21 protein-coding genes are annotated in these 19,924 nt (G+C 44.0%); 12 read left to right on the forward strand and 9 right to left on the reverse strand.

The features are described from left to right. The first annotated feature begins 5 nt into the window (after positions 1-5). The gene (locus ACNURT_RS20715) at positions 6-1,157 is read left to right on the forward strand and encodes an MFS transporter (RefSeq protein ID WP_419699350.1); all 1,152 of its coding nucleotides are present in this window, start codon (positions 6-8) and stop codon (positions 1,155-1,157) included. Here the strand turns inward: ACNURT_RS20715 and ACNURT_RS20720 are convergent, their stop codons facing one another. Then, entirely contained in the window at positions 1,158-1,427 is a 270-nt protein-coding gene (locus ACNURT_RS20720; RefSeq protein WP_370996022.1) for a hypothetical protein, read from the reverse strand. 68 nt (positions 1,428-1,495) lie between these two features. Between ACNURT_RS20720 and nhaA the strand changes: the two genes are divergently transcribed. Next, the gene (nhaA, locus tag ACNURT_RS20725; protein ID WP_419699351.1) at positions 1,496-2,797 is read left to right on the forward strand and encodes a Na+/H+ antiporter NhaA; all 1,302 of its coding nucleotides are present in this window, start codon (positions 1,496-1,498) and stop codon (positions 2,795-2,797) included. A gap of 197 nt (positions 2,798-2,994) precedes the next feature. Here nhaA and ACNURT_RS20730 read toward each other — a convergent pair whose 3' ends face one another. Then, positions 2,995-4,125 (reverse strand): glycoside hydrolase family 26 protein, encoded by a 1,131-nt coding sequence (locus tag ACNURT_RS20730; RefSeq protein WP_419699352.1) that lies wholly within the window; start codon positions 4,123-4,125, stop codon positions 2,995-2,997. Positions 4,126-4,600: 475 nt separating this feature from the next. On the opposite strand from ACNURT_RS20730, the gene ACNURT_RS20735 reads away from it, so the two are divergent. Genes ACNURT_RS20735 through ACNURT_RS20750 form a run of 4 tightly spaced genes read left to right on the forward strand, consistent with a single transcriptional unit; the run spans position 4,601 to position 7,519 of the window. Further along, a complete protein-coding gene (locus ACNURT_RS20735; RefSeq protein ID WP_419699353.1) occupies positions 4,601-5,404 on the forward strand; it encodes an MlaE family ABC transporter permease in 804 nt (267 codons plus the stop codon). Position 5,405: 1 nt separating this feature from the next. After that, positions 5,406-6,179, forward strand: coding sequence for an ABC transporter ATP-binding protein (locus tag ACNURT_RS20740; RefSeq protein WP_370996018.1), 774 nt, complete (start codon positions 5,406-5,408; stop codon positions 6,177-6,179). A gap of 23 nt (positions 6,180-6,202) precedes the next feature. Continuing rightward, positions 6,203-7,189, forward strand: a complete 987-nt coding sequence (locus ACNURT_RS20745; protein WP_419699354.1) for an MlaD family protein — start codon at positions 6,203-6,205, stop codon at positions 7,187-7,189. A 12-nt stretch (positions 7,190-7,201) separates the two neighbouring features. Next, a complete protein-coding gene (locus ACNURT_RS20750; RefSeq protein ID WP_419699355.1) occupies positions 7,202-7,519 on the forward strand; it encodes a DUF3784 domain-containing protein in 318 nt (105 codons plus the stop codon). 240 nt (positions 7,520-7,759) lie between these two features. Here ACNURT_RS20750 and ACNURT_RS20755 read toward each other — a convergent pair whose 3' ends face one another. Next, a complete protein-coding gene (locus ACNURT_RS20755) occupies positions 7,760-8,041 on the reverse strand; it encodes a GIY-YIG nuclease family protein (RefSeq protein WP_419699356.1) in 282 nt (93 codons plus the stop codon). 326 nt (positions 8,042-8,367) lie between these two features. Further along, complete coding sequence (locus tag ACNURT_RS20760; RefSeq protein ID WP_419699357.1) at positions 8,368-8,790, reverse strand: winged helix-turn-helix transcriptional regulator; 423 nt, start codon at positions 8,788-8,790, stop codon at positions 8,368-8,370. A gap of 83 nt (positions 8,791-8,873) precedes the next feature. Between ACNURT_RS20760 and ACNURT_RS20765 the strand changes: the two genes are divergently transcribed. After that, complete coding sequence (locus ACNURT_RS20765; protein WP_419699358.1) at positions 8,874-9,758, forward strand: NAD(P)H-binding protein; 885 nt, start codon at positions 8,874-8,876, stop codon at positions 9,756-9,758. Positions 9,759-9,860: 102 nt separating this feature from the next. Here ACNURT_RS20765 and ACNURT_RS20770 read toward each other — a convergent pair whose 3' ends face one another. The 3 genes from ACNURT_RS20770 to ACNURT_RS20780 all read right to left on the reverse strand — a co-directional run bounded on the left by ACNURT_RS20770 (position 9,861) and on the right by ACNURT_RS20780 (position 13,968). Next, entirely contained in the window at positions 9,861-11,027 is a 1,167-nt protein-coding gene (locus ACNURT_RS20770; protein ID WP_419699359.1) for an acyltransferase family protein, read from the reverse strand. Positions 11,028-11,107: 80 nt separating this feature from the next. Then, the gene (locus ACNURT_RS20775) at positions 11,108-11,842 is read right to left on the reverse strand and encodes a hypothetical protein (protein ID WP_419699360.1); all 735 of its coding nucleotides are present in this window, start codon (positions 11,840-11,842) and stop codon (positions 11,108-11,110) included. A 245-nt stretch (positions 11,843-12,087) separates the two neighbouring features. Then, positions 12,088-13,968, reverse strand: coding sequence for an SPFH domain-containing protein (locus ACNURT_RS20780; protein ID WP_419699361.1), 1,881 nt, complete (start codon positions 13,966-13,968; stop codon positions 12,088-12,090). Between the two features lie 427 nt (positions 13,969-14,395). On the opposite strand from ACNURT_RS20780, the gene ACNURT_RS20785 reads away from it, so the two are divergent. From ACNURT_RS20785 to ACNURT_RS20805, 5 genes are all read left to right on the forward strand, one after another. Next, entirely contained in the window at positions 14,396-14,545 is a 150-nt protein-coding gene (locus ACNURT_RS20785) for a hypothetical protein (protein ID WP_419699362.1), read from the forward strand. Between the two features lie 49 nt (positions 14,546-14,594). Next, positions 14,595-15,002, forward strand: coding sequence for a lipocalin family protein (locus tag ACNURT_RS20790; protein ID WP_419699363.1), 408 nt, complete (start codon positions 14,595-14,597; stop codon positions 15,000-15,002). Positions 15,003-15,054: 52 nt separating this feature from the next. Beyond that, positions 15,055-15,729: an RNA polymerase sigma factor gene (locus ACNURT_RS20795; protein ID WP_419699364.1), complete on the forward strand. Its 675-nt coding sequence runs from the start codon at positions 15,055-15,057 to the stop codon at positions 15,727-15,729. After that, positions 15,710-15,976, forward strand: a complete 267-nt coding sequence (locus ACNURT_RS20800) for a hypothetical protein (RefSeq protein WP_419699365.1) — start codon at positions 15,710-15,712, stop codon at positions 15,974-15,976. Before ACNURT_RS20795 ends, ACNURT_RS20800 begins: the two co-directional genes overlap by 20 nt. Before the next feature lie 157 nt (positions 15,977-16,133). Then, entirely contained in the window at positions 16,134-16,817 is a 684-nt protein-coding gene (locus ACNURT_RS20805) for an ATP-dependent Clp protease proteolytic subunit (protein ID WP_419699366.1), read from the forward strand. Between the two features lie 300 nt (positions 16,818-17,117). Here the strand turns inward: ACNURT_RS20805 and ACNURT_RS20810 are convergent, their stop codons facing one another. Together ACNURT_RS20810 and ACNURT_RS20815 are read right to left on the reverse strand one after the other, a co-directional pair. Next, positions 17,118-18,344, reverse strand: a complete 1,227-nt coding sequence (locus ACNURT_RS20810; RefSeq protein ID WP_419699367.1) for a multidrug effflux MFS transporter — start codon at positions 18,342-18,344, stop codon at positions 17,118-17,120. A 288-nt stretch (positions 18,345-18,632) separates the two neighbouring features. Beyond that, complete coding sequence (locus tag ACNURT_RS20815; protein ID WP_419699368.1) at positions 18,633-19,856, reverse strand: hypothetical protein; 1,224 nt, start codon at positions 19,854-19,856, stop codon at positions 18,633-18,635. Between the last annotated feature and the right edge of the window lie 68 nt (positions 19,857-19,924).

The following is a 19,924-nucleotide window of genomic DNA, read 5'->3' on the forward strand; positions in this document are numbered from 1 at the left end:
ATAAAATGATAGACGCGCCGGCTGTACCAGTTTCTGTATCAAAAAAAGCACTCCGCATTGCTGTTGGAGCTATGTTTTTTATGGCCGGCCTTAGCTTTTCGAGCTGGGCATCACGTATTGCAACAGTACAGCAAGACATGGGACTATCTGACGCCGCATTAGGCGCGGTACTGTTTGCGCTCCCCGTGGGTTTAATGTGCTCGCTCCCATTTTCAGGCTGGATCATTACTAAAATAGGCAGTCGTAAACTGCTTATCAGTGCTTTGCTGGTATATGCTGTGGCCCTGGTGACTTTAGGTCTGGCGCAAAACCCTTTCCAGCTGATCATTTGCCTGATATGTTTCGGATTCAGCAGTAATGCAGTGAATATTTCCGTAAATACCCAGGCTGTAATCACCGAAGAATTATACAAACGTCCCATCCTTGCCTCATTTCATGGCTTATGGAGTTTGGCAGGATTTACCGGCGCGGGCGTTGGTACCTTCATGATCGCCAATCATGTAGCACCTTATCGTCATTTTTTATTAATGATGGTAGTTATTATGATTGGTGTAATTATAGCTGCACGCTACTTGAAAGATGATAAAGTAGCCAATGCGGGCCCGGTTTTCGTGATGCCCGACAGTTCGCTGATCAAATTGGGCGTTATCGCCTTTTGCTCCATGATATGCGAAGGCGCCATGTTTGACTGGAGCGTTATTTACTTTAAAAAAGTAGTACTTGCACCAACAGCTCTTGTAGGTGTAGGCTTTACAGCATTCATGCTTACCATGGCCGGCGGGCGGTTCTTTGCTGATAAATTCGCCCATCGGTATGGCTTAAAACGTACCTTGCAGGTAAGTGGTACATTAACCGCTACAGGACTGCTTTTCGCGGTAGCGTTTCCTTATGTATACACGGCCATAGCTGGTTTTTTGCTGGTAGGTGTCGGCGTATCATCGGTAGTGCCAATGGTTTTCAGCGCTGCCGGAAAATCAAAAACCATGCAGCCGGGTGTTGCTTTGGCCGCGGTATCAACCATAGGTTTTCTGGGCTTCTTAATAGGCCCCCCTATCATTGGTTTTATAGCGGGCCTGGCCACCCTAAGAGCTTCGTTTATATTAATAGCCTGCATGGGTGTATCTGTTGTTGTGGTATCTACCAAAGCCAAAATCTGATCATTCCCGGTTCAGATCGCCCCCAGCAGGATTAAGCAGGTACTCAAACTGTTCATAACCGTTATGGAAAATAAATTTCAACCGCTCTTTGGGCACGTCAATATCCAGCGACATTAAACCAATAGTTTGCGGCAGGTTATCCCTTATTAATTTCAGATCGGTTACGTTTGGCATATTGATAAATATATCCTCGCCACGAGCCTCAATTGCCCATCCCGGCAAGTTAGCATTGTGCAGTACATTGAGCCATTTTTGCTGATAAGTATTCATAGTAATGTTTTATGAATAAAGGCTTGACCGCCCGACTTGGTTTTAAATAATTCCTTAATTTAGTAGCGATGAGGAAAAAAACTCCTATTGAAAAAATCACCGCGCCGGTAAGTAAGTTCATCCACCAGGAACATACCAGTGGCATTGTGCTTTTTATCAGCGTAGTAGCAGCCATTATATGGGTTAATTCGCCACTGGAGCACTTTTATCATGCCTTGTGGGATCTTAAATTATCCCTGGGCTTTGATGGCCTCATGCTTGATCACTCCCTGCACCTCTGGATAAATGACGGTCTGATGGCCATATTCTTTTTTGTGATAGGCCTGGAATTGAAGCGGGAGTTTATGGCCGGCGAACTATCCTCCATTAAAAAAGCGTCTCTGCCTATGGTGGCTGCCTTGGGTGGGATGCTGGTACCGGCCCTTATTTATTTCCTGATCAACAAAGGCTCCGAGTCTGAAAACGGCTGGGGCATTCCTATGGCTACTGACATTGCCTTTGCACTGGCCCTGCTTTCCATCGTTGGTAAACATATTCCATCCTCAGTAAAAGTGTTTTTATCAGCCCTTGCCGTTGCTGATGATCTGGGAGCAGTACTGGTAATCGCTATATTTTACAGTTCGCATATCGCCTTATTACCTTTAACCATCGGCGTTTGGCTATTGGTGATCCTCCTCATCGGTAACAAAATGGGGGTACGGCACATCGCTTTTTACCTGGTGATAGGTTTTGCTGTTTGGGTGTCGTTTTTACTTTCGGGTGTGCATGCTACTATTGCCGGCGTACTGGTTGCATTTACTATTCCGGCGCGCACCCGCATCAACGAAAAAAGTTATGCAGATAGCCTCCGTGCTTTACTCTCAGATTTTGAACATGCCATACCCAATAACAGCACCTTAACTACGCCCGAGCAGCATGACACCATTGAGAAAATAAAGAAACTGAGTACCGATGCCGAAACACCGCTGCAAAAGGTGGAGTTTATGCTGCATCCCTGGGTAGCCTTTGTAGTGATGCCGCTTTTTGCTTTAGCCAATGCTGGTATCGTGATCGGCGCCAACTTTTTTTCGTCGCTGGCCAACCCGGTAAGCATAGGTGTAACTATTGGCTTATTGGCCGGTAAATTTATTGGCGTGCTGTTAGCTACCTGGCTCATGGTAAAATGCGGTGCACAATTGCCGGCAAAATCTACGTGGAAACAAATAATTGGGGTTGCACTGCTGGCTGGTGTTGGTTTTACCATGTCGTTATTTATCTCGGGACTTGCATTCAGTCATCCGGAAATGGTGGATCAGGCTAAGTATGGAATATTGTTAGCATCCCTCCTGGCCGGCGCGCTTGGAGTATTGGTGCTGAGAAAAGCCCGATAGTGAGTAGGGAATAGTGACCGGTGAGTTTTTGCCTGAACTTTGATTTATTACCTGTTGTTTGTTTTCAAGAGGGTTCCGCCGTTCATAAGGTTTAGAACTCTCAGAATTTTCGTCTAACTTGCCCGCCATTTTTCAAACCACTCACCACTCACCACTCACCACTCACCACTCACCACTCACCACTCACCACTCACCACTCACCACTCACCATTAGGTTTGCCATACACGCTTAAAGGCGTAAGCCTGTTCTGGAACATCACTTGCGAACTGTTATAAAATTTCACAAAATCATCGGCACTTACCTGTCCGGGATAGGGCACATAATAATGATCGGCACGACCATTACGCCAGACCAGTACATAGGATAATTTATGCTTTGCCAATGTAGGCAGTAAAACTTTTGTCCACCAATCAGCCTGGGGTATTTGCTCATAACCAGTTTCGGGTAAGCAGGCTACTTTATGATGTTTGGCAGCTATGGTTTCTAAAATGGACAGGCGTTTATCCAGCTTGCTTTGGTAGTCGGAAACATTTTTATAACAGTAATTATCAAAGCCAACAAAATCCACATAATCATCGCCAGGATAACGTTCCAGGAAATCTTCTTCAGCGTTAAAATCGGCTGTTGAATATACGATGAGCAGGTTGTGGAGCTTTTTCTTTTTATGCAGATAATCAATAGTGAACCGCCATAGCGTTTTAAATTCATCGGGCGAGCTGGTGTTTTTACCCCACCAAAACCAATTGCCGGTAAGTTCATGAAAAGGCCTGAACAATATTGGGATGGCTTCGCCGTCTGAACCTTTCAAGTTGGTCAGGTAAGCCGCCGCTTTATCCAGCCAGGAAACATAAACATCATGATATGCTCCTCCCGGTATCAGTTCTTTAATGCTATGCATGGTGTTATCCCAGGCTGTTTTGCCGTTAGCCGGGTTATCCATATGCCAGCAAAACGTATTAATGCCGCCACGTTCATAAGCCTCTTTTACCAGTTGTTTTTGCAGTTTAAAGGGGATACCGTTAATATCATTAATACTGTCGTGCTCAATTTTTGCCAGATCCCAACCATATATAGCCGGGTATGAACCGGTAACACTTTTCACATCCGAGCTATTGGGCTCAAACTTCCAGTTAACGCCGTAAGCTGTATCGTCATGATGACCAAACATGATCCCCGCACCCAGCAGGCGTTGCATGCTGGAAAAAAGCGCGTTGGTTTCGGCCGTGGCTTTTTTATCACTGGGCTTATATAATTGCGCGCTGGCAAACAAATTATAAAATAATAAAAATAAAGCGGTAATGGTTATATACCTTAAAATTGCATGCATATCTTAAATTGATCGGTGCAAGCGACTAATTTAATATTATTAAAACGCATGCCACAATCTATTTGTTTAATAATTTGTATACAGATGTTGCTATTGCTATAACAGCTATTTTTAACTAACACAAGGTATAATAAGCGCGAGCAGGGAAATTTTACACTTTATTAACCATATTCTTCCAGGTGCATTATTCAATATAAATTATAACTGTTAGGTTTGCAGCCAATTGTGATTTTAATTTTTTACCCAAACGGTCAGAAACTTAAATTCAATTTAATATGTTATTAAACTCTGCTTCGTTAACTTATGGGAGCGTGATTGGCATTTTTTAATTTGGCTTGTTAATTGTATGGTGAATTCGAATTTATCAGGCAAAAACATGAAATTGCCATATAATATATCTGGTCCAAACAATTGCCATAAGTTATTGTAGAGTAACCATAATTAAGTTATACAAATACCTACTATACCATATTTAATGGATACAGCAGAAAGCACAACAACGGCTAAAAAAAATTCGAAGTTTAAACAAAGCCTCATTAACTTTTTTACCGACCTGTATAAGATCAACCAGTTTATTTTACGTTTTTTCAGAGAGGCTTTTGTACCTCCTTTTGAATTTAAAGAAATTGTACGACAGTGCTTTGAAGTAGGTGTACGTTCGTTTACACTGATATCGGTTACCGGGTTTATTGTTGGGGTGATATTTACCAAACAATCCCGCCCTTCGCTATCTGAATTTGGGGCACAATCATGGCTGCCATCTCTTGTGTCTATTGCTATTATGCGTGCCTTGGCTCCGTTGGTTACCGCGCTCATCGCCTCGGGCAAGGTAGGTTCAAGTATTGGCGCCGAGTTGGGCTCCATGCGGGTAACCGAGCAAATTGATGCCATGGAAGTATCGGGTACCAAACCTTTTAAATTTCTGGTGTGTACCCGCGTACTGGCCACCACCCTCACCATCCCTATCTTATCAACCTATACGGGCTTGATAGCCATACTGGGTGGTTATTTAAACGTAAGCCAGAACGAAGGTACCAGCTGGAGCACTTTTATACAGCAGGTGTTTGAGCCTTTAACTTTTGTTGATTTTGTAGCATCGTTAATCAAATCAATTGTATTTGGTTTTACTATAGGTATTGTAGGCTGTTACCAGGGCTACAATTCAACCAAAGGAACCGAAGGTGTGGGTAAAGCAGCCAATGGCGCAGTGGTTACCGCCATGTTCCTGGTATTTATTGAAGAAGTTATTATTGTGCAGATAACCAGCTGGTTCCGTTAATATGAAAAAGACACAAACACAGGCAGATCATAGCAACCCGGTTATCAGCATCAGGGGACTTAAAAAGTCTTTTCAGGATTACGCGGTACTCCGGGGTATCGACCTTGACCTTTACCCGGGCGAAAACCTGGTGGTGCTTGGTCGTTCAGGTACGGGTAAATCTGTATTGATTAAAATTATTTCGGGCCTGCTGAAACCTGATGCGGGCGAAATAACCGTATTAGGGCATAATATGGAGCAAATAACCGAAAAAGAACTGCAAGAACTGCGTGTGCGAATCGGTTTTTCGTTCCAGAACAGCGCTTTGTATGATAGTATGACGGTACGCAAAAACCTGGAGTTTCCATTAGTCCGCAACCGTAAAGGTATTACCCGAAGCGAGATCAATAACGCTGTAGAAACGGTGTTAGATGCCGTTGGCTTATCACAAACCATTAACCAGATGCCTGCCGAGCTTTCTGGTGGTCAGCGTAAACGGATTGGTATCGCACGCACGCTGATCCTTAACCCCGAGGTAATGCTGTATGACGAACCAACCGCCGGGCTTGATCCGATAACCTGTATCGAGATCAATGACCTGATCAACGAGGTGCAGCAACGTTACAATACCTCATCTATCATCATTACGCACGATTTAACCTGCGCTAAACAAACCGGCGACCGGATAGCCATGCTGCTCGACGGGCAGTTTCAGCGTACCGGTACTTTTGACGAGGTTTTTAATACCGACGACAGCCGGGTTAAACCTTTTTTTGACTATAACTTTATTCACTAAGAACAGATATTATAACCATTATCATGGATGCAACAGAAAATAGAAAAGCAATTATAGTAGGCATATTTTTAGCGCTCGGCCTTATCGTATTTATACTGGGGGTATTCACACTTGGGGGCCAGCAAAAAAGCTTCGTAAAAAACATAAAAATAAGCTCCGTCTTTAGCGATGTGGCCGGGTTAAAAAAAGGTAATAATGTATGGTTTTCCGGAGTTAAAGTAGGTACCATTAGTGAGGTTAAGTTTATTGGCCCTTCAAAAGTACAGGTGTTTATGAACGTTGATCAGGCTACCCAGCAATATATACACCGTAACGCGGGCGCCAAAGTAAGCTCCGACGGGTTGATAGGAAACAAGATCATTGTGATAGATGGCGGTAGTCCGCAGGCACCTGAAATCCAGGATGGAGACATATTACAGGCCGAAAAAATGCTGTCGACCGATGATATGCTTAAAACCCTGCAGGACAATAACCAGAACCTGCTGGCCATCACCACAGATTTTAAAGTCCTGAGCCATAAAATTCTGGAAGGTAAAGGTACCGTTGGCGCCTTAATGGCTGATAGCAGCATGGCTATGCAGCTGCGCGCCGCCATGCGTAATTTGCAGGCTGCCACACAAAGCGCGGCAACCATGGCTGTACAGCTCAATAATTTTAGCGCCAAAATGAATACCAAGGGTGGCTTTGCCGATAAATTACTGACCGACACAGCTACTTTTAATAAAATAAGTCAGTCGGTTAATCAGTTGCAAAAGGCAGCAGCCAATGCCTCCACACTGACTGACAACCTGACCAAAGCCAGCAATAAGCTCAATACTACCGATAATGCTATCGGGGTATTATTGAACGACCCTAAGGGTGCAGCACAGGTACAAACTACCCTAAACTACCTGCAGCAAAGCTCCGTTAAGCTCAATGACGACCTGGAAGCGGTACAGCATAATTTTCTGCTGCGCGGCTTTTTCAAAAAGAAAGCAAAAGCCAAGGCCGATAGTTTAAAAGCGCAATAAACTTTAACAGGTATGCAAAGTGGCTGTATGGTATTGGGGATAATTGAAATGTGCGCGGCCGGGCTGCTCATTTTTTTGGCCTATCTTATCAAATATAAAAAAAGGGTCGAGATCATTGCTGGCTATGACGAGCGAACCTGTAAGGATAAAGACGGCCTGGCCAATTGGATAGGCGGCAGCTTAATGATTACCGGATTCATATGTCTTTTATTAGGTATTGTAGCTACTTTGATGCCCAACCATACCGATCATATGCTGATAGCTTTTGGCATTATCGTACTCTTGTGGGTGGTTATAGTTAATGTAGGCGGGCGGAAATATAAGGGGTGATCTCTGCCTGCACACTCATAAAAGTTTGTCATCCTGAGGAACGAAGGATCTTCTTCAATATGCCTGCTGCATAACAGATGCTTCACTCCGTTCAGCATGACAAAAAGTTTTTTTACAATATAAAAAGTTTGTCATCCTGAGGAACGAAGGATCTTCTTCAACATGCCTTCAGTACAATAAGTGCTTTTTATTCGTTTGAAGAGCCCATAAATAAAGGCGGCCATCCCATAATCTCTTGATTCAAAAATTCCAATTTGGGTTTTCCTCCTCAATTAGCTTGACTTTTTTATCCCTTGTCCATCCTTTTATCTCTTTTTCACGCTCAATCGCATGATCTATATACTGATGCCGTTCAAACCATACTAGATAATAACACTTATATTTTGATGTAAAACTTTCTTTCTGATCAATACCAAAATAGTGTTCATACAAACGTTGATTCAAATCATTAGTAACACCAGTGTATAATACCTTTTTACTGTAATTAGTGAGGATGTAGGTAAAAAAGTTATACTGGCGCATGATCAAATCTATGAAGAATACGGATATGTTGATATGAAAAATTTGTGATCTTGAGATCGAAGTACCTATCTGGACACCTGGCGAAGAAGATGCTTCACTCCGTTCAGCATGACAAATAAGGCGTACTATATAAAAAATTTGTCATCCTGAGGAACGAAGGATTTACCATACACCAAGCGAAGAAGATACTTCACTCCGTTCAGCATGACAAAATGGGTTGACCAAACATTAAAAGTTAGTCATCCGAGGAACGAAGGATCTTCTTCAATACGCCTATCGCATAACAGATGCTTCACTACGTTCAGCATGACAAATTTATTTATCCCCTACGCTACCGTATCCGGATGCAGGATCTTCCCCGGAAACTCATCCAGGTTTTTATAGTATATCCTGGAATCGGTGCCGCTCTGTTCTATAGCCCATACCGCCATGCTATATAAAATAGGCTTTAAGCGCGATCCCGCAACAGTAAGACTGTAAGTTACATAGGGCGGCACCACTGGTTTGGCTTCTCTTAATATCAGATTATCGGCTTCCAGTTGTTTCAGATGTTGGATCAATACCTTTTCGGTAATGGCCGGGACCGCTTTTTTGAGCTCACTGTACCGTTTGCTGCCCGATAACAGGTGGAACAAAATGATCGGTTTCCAGTACCCGCCTATCTTTTCCATAACATAAGTTACCGGACATTCCTTAAATGCCGTCTGTTTATTTTCCTGTATAGTTGAACTTTCTTTGATGGCTGTCATAGATACATACTTTAGGGTAAGTACTTGTATAAAAGTAAGTACTAAGATAGCTTTGCTGGTAGTAAAAACAAAATATAAAATTTATGAAAATCACCATCACAGGCTCATTAGGCAATATCAGCAAACCCTTGGCAAAACAGTTAATAAAAGCAGGCCATCAATTAACCATCATCAGCAGTAATGCCGAAAAAATATCAGCGATTGAAGCTTTAGGAGCAACAGCAGCTATCGGTCTGATTGCTGATGTCGACTTTTTAACCAAAACCTTTACAGGCGCCGACGCGGTTTATACCATGGTTCCACCCAACTTTGGGGCAAGTAATTATAGGGAATATGTACGAGGTATCGGTAAAAATTACGCGGAAGCGATTGCAAAAGCAGGCGTACTCCGCGTGGTGAATTTAAGCAGTATCGGCGCGCATCTTAACGCGGGCACCGGGCCTATTGCAGGAAATCGCGATGTTGAATTAGAGCTCAATAAACTCAGCAACGTGGCCGTGAAACACCTTCGCGCACCATTTTTCTATGTAAACTTTTTAGAGAATATAGAGATGATCAAACAAGCAGGTATACTGGGCGCTAATTACCCGGCAACGGCCCGGTTGGTTATGGCCCATCCGGAGGATATAGCCGCCGCTGTCGCCGAAGAAATACAGCAGGAATTTACCGGAAAAAGCGTACGTTACCTGGCAAGCGACGATCGTACCATGGGTCCGATAGCTACTGTTTTGGGTACCGCCATCGGCAAACCTGAATTACCCTGGGTTGAATTTACCGATGAACAAGCTTTGAACGGCATGCTGCAAAACGGCTTGCCACCAGAAATTGCCCGCAACTTTGTGGAAATGGGAACCGCCATACGCTCTGGCATATTATGGGGCGATTATGATCAGAGCCAACCTAAGATACAGGGTGGCATTAAACTGGAAGCTTTTGCAGAGGAATTTGCGGATAGGTATAAGCAATAGGGCCTCACCCAGTCTCACCCCCTCTAAATCTCCCCCAAAGGGGGAGACTTAGAAAAGACTATTTATTAAAGCCCTCTCCTTTGGAGAGGGTTGGGTGAGGCTCTAAATAATCGCTTTCACCCCCGGTATCTTCACCAGCAAACTACCCAGAGCAAATGAGCCGATAACGGCCAGCGGCGCTACAAAAAGCAATTTGATGGCGGGATCAGCATTCAGTGGTCTGAACAACATGGACAAGGATATCAGTACCAGCGGATGAAAGATATATACCGCAAATGTAGCTCTCGACATACTTTTCATGAACGCTGACTGCAAGTTCCATTTTTGCCTGGCAATGCCCAGCAAAGCCACGATAATAAAGATGCCGATAAACTGCTCCCAGCAGGCATACATTAATGATTGCCAGTGCCCATCGCCATTAAAGGTTTCTATGGGACTATTGGTGACCACTTTCACATAGTAAATTACCGGGAATACCACCACGATCATGACGCCAACCATCCAAGCAAAACCCTTGCCCATTTTATAGCTCACTATCCGGAGCCATTTCCCACGCGAGGCTACTATACCCAAAGCAAATAAGGCTATATACTGTACAAAGTGCCCCAGCTGAAAACCTACCGGTTTGAGTACCCAGCCAACCGGAAATACCGACCTGACGAGGTAGCTGCCCAAAGCCAGCGTAAGCGCGAATAAAACCACGGTGAGGACCGATGGCATTTTGCCTGATGATGAGGGTTTGCTTTTAAACAGCAGCATGATGCCCACATACAGTAAACTGAACAGCAGCAGGGCAGCCACAAACCATAATACGCCAAAATCTATCCAGGGATGAAAACCACCCAGGAATTGGATAAAGGTGATATCATGACCCAGCGCAAAACGATAAACCAGGTAGCTTAATACCGGCGAGAGGATAAAAGAATAAAATATAAGGGGGATACCCAATCGCTTTAACCTGTCGGCGGTAAAGCGTACCGCGCCTTTTTTATGGTAGGACGATTCGGTGAAATAGGCTGAGATAAAAAAGAAAAAGCCCATAAAAAACGATTGATTAATAGCCACAAACAAGGTCATGGGTATCAACGCGGCGGCATTTGTGGTTTTTTCGGCATAGTACCAGCCTCCGGGTGCGCCATAGGTAATAAAAGTATGGTGCAACACCACCAAAACGGTGAGCAGTACTTTTAGGTTATCGATATAAACAATTTTTCCAGTTTGTGTATTACTGCCAGCGGTAACGGGTGATACAGCGGTTTGATCTTGCATTGGTATAGGTTAAGGGATGTTTTATAATTTGGTACATCTAAAGGATGCTTTTTTTTCAAATTAGTTACACCGCTTTGCAATTATTTGATCAATTGCCCTGCATTGCGTTTATCCGGGGGGAGGGCGAGATAGCTTTTATAACTGGCGCTCAAATAATTAGTGAGGTTAAACTCCGGCGCCGTATAAACCTTAACCGATGGGATGTAGAGCAAGATAAAATTGTCTAATTCAGGGCCTTTGAGAGGTACGTATTTAGCTATATTATCTGCTGTAAATACTTTGGCTATTTCATCACGGGTTTGTTCGTTCTCTAAAAATTCGGCCTGTTTCTTTTTATCCTTTTCGTCTTTATTCCAGTAATGCAAGCGGAGTATTACGCCACCTTTAGGATCGCCTTTGGGATTACCGGGGCTGGGTGCATTACGCTGATAGATCATAGTTTGCCCATGAAACTCCGGGTCTACATAACCGCTTGCTGGTTTTTTGATTTCCACATTGGTTACCTTAACTTCTTTCAGCTCGTTTTGTTTAGCCGTTACAAATACCTGTCTTTCACGCAAATCGGTTACCAAAACACTATCGGTAAGATAAAAAGCACTTTTAAACAAAAGCAGATCGCCGGGTTTTGCCGGGATGCTGAATTTACCGGTTTTATCGGTTGCAGTAACTTTACCATTGGTTGAATTTTCAACCCGCAAACCAGAGACTATGGTATGCGACTTCAGTTCATAAACAGTACCCTTCTGCACACCCTGCCCGTAGGCCAGTGCCGAAACCAAACAAGCGATCAATATAAGCAGGAGCTGACGAGGCATGGAATAAAAATAAGCCAAAAAATCAAAATGCAAATTTACAGATAAACTTTTTAACTTAATTTAACATATTGAGAATGGTTAAAAAAGTGAGTGGTGAATAGCGAGTGGTGAATTTTAACTAATTTAATAGCCCATTTTTCAAACCACTCACCACTCACCACTCACCACTCACCACTCACCACTCACCACTCACCACTCACCACTCACCACTCACCACTCACCACTCACCACTCACCACTCACCACTTATTCTTCACTTTTTCGCCCTTCATTCTCTTTCTGTAACTTTTTAAGCATCTCGGTGCCTATGAGGGCGTCTATTATGCCGTTACCACCGTTCTCTTTACCATTAACCAATATTTCAGGTACCAGTTTAATACCGGCGGCGGCAAGAGCTTCGGCTACACGTACAATGGCATATTGTTCGGTACCCATGGCATCGGTTTTTTGTTTGGTTACCTCGGCTTCGGCCAAACCAATGGCTTTGATCTTGGTACTTTCGGCAATACCATTCACTTCTGTAGCATTAGCATCGGCTTTGGCATTCACCGTTTTGGCTTCGGCATCAGCTTTAGCTATGGTGATCCTTACTTCGGCATCGGCTTTTGCGTTAATGGTTTTGGCTTCGGCCTCACCATGTGACGCGGCAACTTTTGAAGCGGCCATCTGAGTGTTGATCTCTACCTGGCGGGTTGATTTCACCACCTCGGGCTGCATATCGGCACCCGCACGAGCGCTTTCAAACTCCTTACGTTCAATTTGCGCGTGGCGTTGTATCTCATAAGTCACCTTTTCCTCTTCGGCCAGTTTACGGTCGGTGAGGGTTTTCATCAGGGCGGCTGGTGGCACGATGTCGCCTATCAGGGTATCCACACCAATCACGTTATAGGTGGTTAACACAGCGCCGATATGGTCGCGGGCATCGCTTTGCCTTTGGATACGGTTAGCCAAAAAGCCGATCACATCACTCTTTTGTGCGGAGTTACGGAAATAGTTGGCAATAGTAGGTTCCAATACCTGCGATACCAGGTTTTTCATCTTACCAAAGCGGGCTATTACTTTTGGCGCTTCATTACGTGGCACGTGGATGATCTGTGACACATCCAGATTGAATGTAAAACCATCGGATGATCTTACGGTTATAGTACACAGGTTTTTATCCAGTTCATGCGCCTCGGTACGACTATCGGCCCAGTTCAATACAATGTTGGTTGTAGGCACAATTTCCACCGCGTGGGTATAGATATTGATAGGGTGTTTACCCGGGTCAAGCGGATCTTCCCAAACACCTTTTTGCCCACGCGGAACTATATTACCGTGTTTAAAGGCATCGCCACTGGTATCTTTACCTTCGGGGCCCACAAAGGAGTTCACCACACCTACATAACCAATAGGTATATAGGTCATATCCACCTGTTCCACAATTACAAACCAGGGGTTCAGGTAATAAGTACCGGCCAGTATCACGTCCTCCTGCAAACCTTTACGACCACCTGCGTTGATGAACGCGATAGGGTCCTGGTAGTTTTTATGTCCCGATACCGATTCACCGGCAATTTCGCCTTTGTCAAGCGGCTCACCGTCCAATGTGGTTACAATGCCCACTTTGTTTTCATGGATCTGCGTAATAGGCACCATCTCAATTTCAAACAAAAATGTATTGATACGGTAACTACCCGGCGTAAGGAAAGCGGCCTGCGGGCCTTTCTGACCGTTATTATCCAGGAAGGCAATTGCATCCTGAAACTTATCGCAGTCAACCGGTTTGCCCAGCACACGACCGGTATCCAGCGATGCGCCGTCTTTTGCCTTTACCAGTCCCAGCTTGTTTTGCTCAATAACGGTAAAAGCCTCCATGGTAATACCATATTGCCATGGCCACAAACCCCAGTACAAACCCGGCGCGAGCGCTTTGGCCTGCATACCGGCTTCGCCATGAATAGCAATGATACGACCATCGGGCAAACGCGATTTACCCGACAAGGTGAACTTTTTGACCACCAGGCCAATACGATTATCCGGCACGATCACCATACCGAAAAACACGCGCAAAACAAATTTGTACATCACCAAAATCAGGATGACAGGCACAGCCCACCAAAGCATAACAATTAGATTGTTGTTCATTTTTTTTAAGATTAATTTTTTGATTTTTTAACGGAACCCTTAAGGTGCGGGCCCTCACAAATACTTATAGCTTAAACTGGATTGGAGTACCTTGGCTATATAGTGTCATTAAGACAGTTGCAATTACAGGATGTTACAACTTTTTCAAGAAATATTTTTGACCGTTGATTTTTTTGATGATTACGTTGATTTCGCTGAATTGTTTACCCTTCCATCAGACTCACCCGGTCTACGCTTCGCTGGACCACCCTCTCTCCGGCTTTGCCGGAAAGAGGGCTTTTTTATTTATACACCCCCTCTTTGCGCAGCAGAGAGGGGTGCTGCGCGTAGCGCCGGCGGGGTGAGTCGACTGTAAGCAATTCCAGACTGCAAACAATTCAACTTCCCCGGAGTTTAAATAATAGTATCTCATTTAATCTCTACGATCATGAATACTTCAGCATCAAAAAAAAACGGCAAAAAAACTACGGCGACCAAACCAACAAAGGAATTACAAACTGATCCACCACTCAGCGAAAAGGACGAAGTGAAAAAAGCTGAGGAACGAACTAAAAAGCACCTGAAAGGTAAAAGCTGATTTTATACTTTAATGGTAATTGTATAGCTTAGATAAAATTAATGCTATCATGAGATTTTACGGCTTTATATTATTTGCATTGACGCTGTGTGTTATGGCATCATGCAGACCTGCGGTTACTACTCAAGCGCTTACCGGCAAATGGAAGTATGTGAAGATAGAGCATCCCAATGCCAGCCCGCCGGATACGATGAAAAAGGCCGACCTGGATGAGGTTGTCCCTTACATACAATTTACGCCCGAAATGAAATATGTTATTGTATGGGGTGGCAAATTCCTGTCGCATGGCACCTTCACGCTCAACGGCAGCAATATGAATGTAAAAGAGGTACTACCCGACGGCAAAACCCGCGATTTTGTTTTCTATGTATCGGAATTAACGGATGATAAGATCGTTTTTGAAAGCACCGGACCAGAAGGATCAAAGGTTACAGCGTTGCGGGCGAGTAAGTTTTAATCCCGCTTTGTCATGCTGAACGCAGTGAAGCATCTATTATACAACATACCCAGTGAAGAAGATCCTTCGCTATGCTCAGGTTGACAAAGTAAGTGAGTCCAAAAATCCTTATTCCAAAAATCTTTCATCCAAAAAGGTGATATATCTGTTAAAATTTACACATTGTAATAAACAGTTAACAATGGATGCAGTTAATTTAGAGGAGCAGGTTGCAGAGCGGCAGCAGCTTTTCATCACGTTATATCAAAAAGTTTTCCCGGCAGTGGCCCGGTATGTGAGCAAATGTGGCGGATCATTTGACGAAGCTAAAGATGTTTTCCAGGATGCCCTGTTGAGCTATTACGAAAAAAGCAGATTGGCCGATACTGATATCAAGAGCAGCGAGGGCGCCTATATTTATGGTACAGCCCGGTATTTGTGGATAAAACGGTATAAGGAAGGTCAGCAAACTACGCAACTGGATGACAGCGCCGCGACAAATCTGGCCATGGAAGCCACTATACCCCTCTCTGAAGATAAATTATTGCATTTTTTAGAAACCGCGGGCAAACGTTGTATGGAGCTGCTCCGCTCCTTTTATTACGACCAGTTACCGATGACCAAAGTGGCACAACTATTCGGCTTTTCCGGGGTGCGCTCGGCGACCGTGCAAAAGTACAAGTGCATTGAAAAAGTAAGGGAATCCGTTAAACAAAAAGCATTAACCTATGAGGACTTCCTTGAATAACATAGCGCAAACCGAGGCTTATCTGCTAAAAAGAGCAAACCCGGCCAACTCGCTGTTGTTCGAGGCCAAAATGCTGCTTGATCAGGATCTGCAGATCCGTGTTTCGCAACAACAGCAGGTTTATAGTCTGATACAGCAATATGGTCGCAAACAGGTAAAAGCCGAGATAGAAGCCGTTCATCAGCAATTATTTAACCAGCCCGAACATCTGAGTTTCAGGCAAAAAATAGCACGCTTATTTAAATAGAATCAGGAATCAAGAGCCAAGAATCAAGACAAGGAAAAATAGTTGCCAATTTTAAATTGGCAGGAAAATTCAAACATCTTTAAGCAGCAAAAGAGTTCCCTTTTATCTTGATTCTTGACTCTTAATTCTTGCCTCCCTCTAAAAAACACAAAAATTTATGAATATCGATAAACAGGAATTCCGCAAATATGCGGTCATGCACCATGCTATTGCCGGTACCCGGGTAGATAGTTTTATTTCGGCGGTCGAAAAAGCTGCCCTTCCCACAGCTATGACACCCTACATCACCGAAGAACGCGAAATGCGCGTAGCCCAGATGGACGTATTTTCGCGCCTGATGATGGACAGGATCATCTTCCTGGGCGAAGCCGTTGACGATCATGTAGCCAACATCATCCAGGCCCAGCTGCTTTTTCTGCAGTCGACCGATGCCAAAAAAGATATACAGATGTATATCAATTCGCCAGGTGGTTCGGTTTACGCCGGTCTGGGTATTTATGACACCATGCATTTTATAGGTCCGGACGTAGCCACTATTTGTACCGGCATGGCCTTGTCCATGGGCTCAGTACTGCTGTGCGCAGGCGCTGCCGGCAAGCGTGCCGCGCTCAAGCATTCCCGCATTATGCTGCACCAGCCATCAGGCGGGGCGCAGGGGATGGCATCAGACATTGAAATAGCATCCGTCCAGATCAAAAAAATGAAACAGGAATTGTATGAGATCATCGCCCAGCACAGCGGTCAGCCTTACCAAAAGGTTTATGATGTATCCGATCGTGATTACTGGATGATAGCCAGCGAAGCCAAAGAGTTCGGCATTATTGACGAGGTGTTGGGGTAGGAATTTGGGGACTATTGGACTTGGGGACAAAGGACTTTCTTCCTTGCACTCGTTTACAAACGGGCGCAAATGGGTCCAATAGTCCCTAAGTCTTTTATCTTTTGTCCTTTTTTTAGCGCAAGTCTTGTGCGGCTGTTGGTGGGTTGATGACTTGTGCTTGTTCGTCGGGTTTTGAAGTCACAAGTCAGCCTTCCCCGCAATTCCACTGCACAAGACTTGCGCCAGAAAAGGTCCTAAAACCCTTTATCTTTTGTCCTAAAGTCCAATAATCCTTTGTCCCCAAGTCCAATAGTCCAAAAATCAATGCGCTATCACTCCCGCATCCGCTGATGCCTCCACCTTATGTTTAATAAACCGCTTGCCTATCAATAAGGTCAACAAGGCAACAACGCCTGCTGCTGCCATAACCCCGGCCATGGGTAATGCGCTATGACTTGTAATGAGGGTAATACCAACCGATGCCAATGAGCCGATAGCCATTTGAAATGCTCCCATTAATGCCGATGCTGCACCCGCGTTTTTGGTAAATGGAGCCAGTGATAAGGCAGCTGTATTAGGATAACTGATACCTACACCGCACAATACACCAAATATCATGGCAATGGTGCCTCCAATGCCAAACCAGTTATTGAACGCCCCTATTAAAAATACAGCCGAGATAAATACCAACCAAATTAATGAGGCATTTACTAATTGCTCGCTTTTATATTTTTTCATAAGGATACTGTTTACCTGGCTCGAGCCAATAAAGCCAACCGAGAGCCCTGCAAATATCCACCCGAAACCTTTCTGGCTTACTTTAAATACCTCAATAAAAACAATCGACGATGAGGACACATAAGCAAACAGCCCCGCAAACGCGAAAGCCCCGCAAAGTGAATAAGTTAAAAACTGAGGATTTTTTAATACATGTAAAAAGTTACGGATAATGGGCAGTGGCTTTAAAGAATATGATGGATCGGGCTGGTAGCTTTCGGGCAGTAAAAATATAACAGCCAGTAGTATCAGCACGGCAATAATGGTTAATATTAAAAATATCACCTGCCACTCAAAGGCCGCGGTAATATAACTGCCAATGGTTGGCGCCAGCATGGGCGATGCACCCAGTACCAATATCAGCAGCGAAAATACTTTAGCGTTCTCTTCCACCGGGAAAAGGTCGCGCACCATGGCCATAGCCGCAACAGTGGCCGCGCAACTGCCGATCGCCTGAAAAAATCGCATCACGATCAGCATCTCCAATGAATTAGAAAAGAAACAGCCGATGGAGGCTATAATATAAAGGCCCAATCCAAAATATAAGGGCCGTTTACGGCCATACCTGTCCAGCAAGGGGCCATACAACAATTGCCCGGCCGATATACCTATAAAATAGCTCGACAAGGACAGCGCCACCTTATCGGTGCTGGTATGCAAATATTTCGCTATGGCCGTAAAGCCAGGCAGGTACATATCTATGGAGAATGGGCCCAATGCGGTTAATGAACCCAAAATGAGTATCAATGTTACGTAACGTTTTCTTGTCATGTGATTTTTGGCAAATGGTTGGTTGCGACCGAGGTAAACAGGATAAATTACAGGATGTTACTGGCTAAGTACAAGGATCTTTTACTACGAATGGCCGGATAAAAACATATAGCGAAAGTAAAATTTAAATTCCAAAACGCCTATCCTTATTTTGTCATTTATTCATTCTAGCTTATAGATCATAGTTCATGGATCATGGTAACTCATGGTTTCAGTCGATACCCGATAGTGTATGGGTTACCAACTGTCAGCTATGATCCATGAACTATCAACTATGAACTAATCACTCTAAAAGGTTTCTCCCAGGTTGAGGTTTATAGATGAGAAGTTTTTACTCACGCCATAATCTATAGCAATGTTGGTTCCTGATTTTTTATTGAATTTGATACGAAGGCCTGTACCGCCTGCGGGATGCCAGTAAACAAAATCGTGGGTATTGGGCTCGGTAACCGAATTTACGTTGGCAAACAGAACAAAGCCCAGCAATCCATTGCGGGTAATATCGCGCCGGTATTCGGTTTCAAAATAGGCCAGCCTGTCGCCGCGGTACCTGTTTTGCACAAATCCCCTGCCCGATCGCTGGTAAGGTTCCCAACCCAGGCTGGGCAGGTTCAGATACGGGGTACCCGGTGTAAGTGATGTCCAGAAATAAGACCAAAATGCCAGCACATTTTTTGGGCCGGAATTGGTTAAGGAGATATATTTACGTAGATCAATATATAAAGAGCTCCAGTTGGTATTACTCCCCAGCATTTTTGAATTTACACGGTAAATTATATTAGCATAGGCACCAGGCAAAGGGTTAATGGAGTTTTTGCGGGTGTCATATAATAAGTTGAAAGTTACGCCCGACGAAAAAACGTTCTGATCTTTAGTGGTGCCATATTTATAGCCGGTAAAACTATGCAGGGTAACATCTCCGTCACTATCAATATCCTGATAATAATCCAAATCATAACCTATGCCCGCATAAAAGTATGGCTTTATTCTTTTAAGAACCGTTTGATAAAAACGCCCGTAATTATAATTCACCAAAAATCGCTGCCCTTCTGGTTGTTTACCACCCAGCCCCCAGGTATACTGCGGATATACCAGTACACGGGTATCGCCCACTATATTCCATTGGTTGTTGTTGAGCCAGATATTTGACCGGATAGGTAGGCCATACCTCCCTTTAAAGTTGAAATAAGGGGTAAATATAAAGCTGGACAAATTGGTGGTTGCAGGTTCCCCGAGGTATATTGCTAATGAAGTTGAGGTAAAAAGTGCCCGGCCACCACTTCGGCCATCCGACGAAGAAATGGGTAAAATGGAAAAATAGACCTTCTTTTTTTCGGTCGCCGATATCTTTCGCGGTTTTATTTTAAACAGGGATCTGGCAATATCAATAAGATCTTTTTGTGCGATGGTATCGGCATCAAGCTTTGTGGTGTCGGCAACAGTAACCGTACTTTGGGCCATTACAACAAGAGGAAACAAACAAAAAAGCAATGCCGAAAGTGTTTTAACCATTATATATTAAACCAAATACTGAATATTACTGTTTGTAAAATGCCTGTTATATTAACGTTAAAAACGGA

Origin of the sequence: Mucilaginibacter sp. NFX135 (assembly GCF_048565145.1) — a bacterium.
Lineage (GTDB): Bacteria > Bacteroidota > Bacteroidia > Sphingobacteriales > Sphingobacteriaceae > Mucilaginibacter.